Genomic DNA, 4,757 nt, shown 5'->3' on the forward strand with positions numbered 1-4,757 from the left:
CAGGTGGTGAAGTCCCCGGATGCGGTGGCGGTGGTGTTCGAGGGTCGGGAGGTGTCGTATGGGGAGTTGAATGCGCGGGCGAATCGTCTTGCGCGCCTGTTGGTCGGTCGGGGTGTGGGGCCGGAGTCGTTGGTCGCGGTGGTGATGGAGCGGTCGGTCGAGTTGGTGGTGGCGTTGCTGGCGGTGGTGAAGGCCGGCGGTGCGCATGTGACGATCGACTCGGCGTATCCGGCGGACCGGATCGACTACATGCTCCGAGAGGCCCAGCCGGCACTGGTGCTGATCGACCAGGCTGCCGGGAGTGTGGGCACGGTCCAGGAGTGTCTTGCCGATGCGGCCGTCGCGGTGCTGGTGCTCGACACGGTGGACATGCGGGAGGCGGTGGCCGGGTTTGATTCGGCCGATGTGTCCGACGTCGAGCGGACTGTGTCGCTGTCGCCGGAGCAACCGGCGTATGTGATCTACACCTCCGGTTCCACCGGACGCCCCAAGGGCGTGGTCGTCACCCAGCAGGACGTGGTGGAGTTGGCGGGGGACCGTCGATTCGAAGGCGATGGGAGCAGATGTGTGCTTCTGCACTCGCCCCACACGTTCGATGCCTTGACCTACGAGTTCTGGGTTCCGGTGCTCAACGGTGGACGAGTCGTCATAGCCCCACCCGGATCCATGGACCCGTTCCAGCTGGTGCGGTTGGCGGCCGCATACGAGGTCACCGCCATGTGGCTGACCGCGGGCCTCTTCAATGTGGTGGCGGCGGAGGACCCGGGATCGCTGGGCACGCTGCGCCAGGTCTGGTCCGGCGGCGACGTGCTGCCCCCGACTGCGGTTGAACGGGTGATCAGCTCATGCCCTGGGCTTACTGTCGTCAACGGCTATGGGCCGACCGAGACAACCGTCTTCGCCACCACGCACGCCATGTCCACGGCGCCGGACCTCGCACGGCCGGTTCCGATCGGTCGTCCGATTGCCAATACGCGTCTGTATGTGCTTGATGATGCGTTGAGCCCGGTGCCGGTGGGTGTTGCGGGTGAGTTGTACTTGGCCGGCTCCGGGTTGGCGCGGGGCTATGTGGGACGTGTGGGTCTGACGGCGGAGCGTTTTGTGGCGTGTCCGTTCGGTGGGCCGGGGGAGCGGATGTATCGCACCGGTGATGTGGTGCGGTGGAACCGCGACGGCCGACTGGAGTTCGTCGGTCGAGCCGACGACCAGGTGAAGATCCGTGGGTTCCGGATCGAGTTGGGTGAGGTTGAGTCGGTGCTGGCCTCGCATCCCTCGGTGGCGCAGGTCGTGGTGGTGGTGCGTGAGGACCGGCCGGGTGACAAGCGGCTGGTCGGTTATGTGGTCCCTGGTGCTGGGATGTCGGAGGGTCTGGCCGGCCGGTTGCGGGGTCATGTGGCCGGTGTGCTGCCGGATTACATGGTTCCGGCGGCGCTGGTGGTGCTTGACGCGTTGCCGGTGACGGCGAACGGGAAGCTGGATCGGCGCGCTCTGCCCGCACCCGAGTATGCGGCCGGCTCCGGTGGCGGGCGTGGTCCGGCGAATGCGCGTGAAGAGGTTCTGTGTCAGGTGTTCGCCGAGGTGCTCGGTGTGCCGGTGGTGGGGGTGGATGACAACTTCTTCGACCTGGGTGGGCATTCGCTGCTGGCGGTGACGCTGGTCGAGCGGTTGCGTGCCCGGGGTGTGTCGGTCGATATTCGGGCTCTGTTCTCGGCGCCGACGGTGGCCGGGCTGGCCGAGTCGGTGGTGGGCCGGGCCGAGGTGGTGGTGCCGGCGAACCTGATTCCGGCCGATGCGCGGGTGATCACCCCGGAGATGTTGCCGCTGGTGGAGTTGACCGCTCAGGAGATCGACCGGGTGGTTGCTGCGGTCGGTGGCGTGGCGGCGGACATTGCGGATGTGTATCCGTTGGCGCCCTTGCAGGAGGGGATCTTCTTCCACCATCTGATGCAGGCCGGGCACGGCGCCGACGTCTATGTGTCGCCGGTTGTGTTGGGCTTCGATGCGCGTGGCCGGTTGGACGGTTTCCTGGCCGCGTTGCAGAAGGTGGTGGATCGTCACGACATCCTGCGGACCGCGGTGGTGTGGGATGGCCTGCCCGAGCCGGTCCAGGTGGTGATGCGTCACGCCGAGGTGCCGGTCGTCGAGGTCGAGCTCCAGGCCGGGCCGGTGGGTTGTGACACGGTGGAGCAGCTGATGGCTCTTGGCGACGCGGTGATGGATGTTCGCCGGGCGCCGTTGTTGCGGGCGTGGGTTGCCCAGGATCCGGGCACGGGGCGGTGGCTGCTGTTGCTGCGGAGCCACCATCTGGTCATGGACCACACCACGTTGGAGGTGTTGTTCGGTGAGTTGCGGGCGTTCGTGGAGGGCACTGAGGAGCGTCTGCCCGTGCCGCTGCCGTTCCGCGAGCTCGTGGCCCAGTCCCGGCTGCGGATTTCGCGGCAGGAACACGAGGAGTTCTTTACGGGTCTGCTGGCGGAGGTGGAGGAGCCGACCGCGCCGTTCGGTGTGCTGGACGTGCGTGGGGACGGGTCCGGGCTGGGTGAGGTTCGTCGTGCCCTGTCGCCCGAGGTGGCGGCGCGGGTGCGGGAGGGCGCCCGGCGGCTTGGGGTGAGTGCGGCCACGTTGTTCCATGTGGTGTGGGCGCGGGTGGTGGCGGCGACGTCGGGTCGTGAGGATGTGGTGTTCGGCACGGTGCTGTTCGGCCGGATGGGCGCGGGTGTGGGTGCCGACCGTGTGCCCGGCCTGTTCATCAACACGCTGCCGGTGCGGTTGTCGGTCGGGCTCGGTGTCGGTGAGGCGGTGCAGGTGATGCGCGGGCGTCTTGCCGACCTGCTGGAGCACGAGCACGCACCGTTGTCCCTGGCGCAGAAGGCCAGTGGCGTCAGCGGGCAGCTGCCGCTGTTCACATCCTTGCTGAACTACCGGCACAGCCCCGACTCAGAGGCTGTCAGGGACAGTCTGGAGGGCGTCGAGTTCCTCCATTCGCACGAAGCCACCAACTACGCGCTAACCGTTTCGGTGGATGACACCGGCAGCGGGTTCTTGCTGACCGTGCAGGCGGTGGAGCCCATCGATGCCCAGGCGGTCGCTGACCTTACAAACGCCGCCATGGAGAGCTTGCTTGCCGCGGTGGAGCATGATCCGGGCCGGCCCTTGGCACAGGTGGAGGTCCTGGACGCGGTCCAGCGTGAGCAGGTGCTGGCAGGGTGGAACGACACCGCTGTCGAGGTGTCGGCTGCGACGTTGCCGGGGTTGTTCGAGGCGCAGGTGGTGAAGTCCCCGGATGCGGTGGCGGTGGTGTTCGAGGGTCGGGAGGTGTCGTATGGGGAGTTGAATGCGCGGGCGAATCGTCTTGCGCGCCTGTTGGTCGGTCGGGGTGTGGGTCCGGAGTCGTTGGTCGCGGTGGTGATGGAGCGGTCGGTCGACCTGGTGGTGGCGTTGCTGGCGGTGCTGAAGGCCGGTGGTGCGTATGTGCCGATCGATCCGGCGTATCCGGCGGACCGGATCGGCTACATGCTCCAGGACGCTGCTCCGGTGCTGGCGTTGTGTGACCGGGCGGCTGGGCGGCTGGTGGGTGCTCTGGTCGAGACGCTGCCGGTTGTGTCGGTGGATGATCCGGCCATGTCCGGGGTGCTGGCTGGGTTTGCTGCGGCGGATGTGTCCGATGTCGAGCGCACCGTGCCGCTTTCGCCGGCGCATCCGGCGTATGTGATCTACACGTCGGGTTCCACCGGCCGTCCCAAGGGCGTCATGGTCCCGCATGCCGGTATCGCCAACCGGCTGCACTGGATGCAGGCCGAGTACGAGCTGGCGGCCGATGACCGGGTGGTGCAGAAGACGCCGTCGGGCTTCGACGTCTCGGTCTGGGAGTTCTTCTGGCCGTTGACGGAAGGCGCGACGCTTGTCGTTGCGCGGCCGGAGGGGCATCGGGATCCGGCGTATCTCGCTGCTCTGATACGTAGTGAGCGCGTGACCGTTGTCCACTTCGTTCCCTCGATGTTGCGGGCGTTCCTTCAGGAGTCGATGACCGCCGGATCTGCTGCGACGACGTTGCGACGTGTGCTCTGCAGCGGCGAGGAACTTCCCGCGGATGCGGTGCACAAATTCTTTGAGCATTTCGGTACTGGTACGGAGCTGCACAACCTGTATGGCCCCACCGAGGCATCAGTTGACGTCACCTTCTGGGAGTGTCGACCTGGGGACGTGTTGTCGGGCGTTCCGATCGGTCGTCCCTTGGCCAATACGCGTGTGTATGTGCTTGATGGTGCGCTGAATCCGGTGCCGGTGGGTGTCGCGGGTGAGTTGTATCTGGCCGGTGTTCAGTTGGCGCGGGGTTATCTGGGGCGTGCGGGTTTGACGGCGGAGCGTTTTGTGGCGTGTCCGTTCGGTGGGCCGGGGGAGCGGATGTATCGCACCGGTGATGTGGTGCGGTGGAACCGCGAGGGGGCGTTGGAGTTCCTGGGCCGGGCGGATGACCAGGTGAAGATCCGGGGGTTCCGGATCGAGCTCGGTGAGATCGAGAACGCGTTGTTGGCCCATCCGCTGGTCGGGCAGGCCGTGGTGGTGGTGCGTGAGGATCAGCCGGGTGACAAGCGCCTGGTTGGTTATGTGGTCCTGGGTGTCGGTGCTTCGGTCGATGTGGCGGGGCTGCGCGCTCATGTAGCTGATGTGTTGCCGGATTACATGGTTCCGGCGGCGGTGGTGGTGGTTGATGTGTTGCCGGTGACGGTGAATGGGAAGTTGGATCGGGGTGCTCT

At 66.7% G+C, this 4,757-nt stretch carries 1 protein-coding gene; it reads left to right on the top strand.

Going from position 1 to position 4,757, the window contains the following annotated elements:
• On the top strand, nt 1-4,757 hold a 4,757-nt coding region (locus ACFZB9_RS36780), incomplete at both ends, for an amino acid adenylation domain-containing protein (protein ID WP_391454508.1).

It is taken from the genome of Kitasatospora sp. NPDC008050, from assembly GCF_042957465.1.
Taxonomy (GTDB): domain Bacteria; phylum Actinomycetota; class Actinomycetes; order Streptomycetales; family Streptomycetaceae; genus Kitasatospora.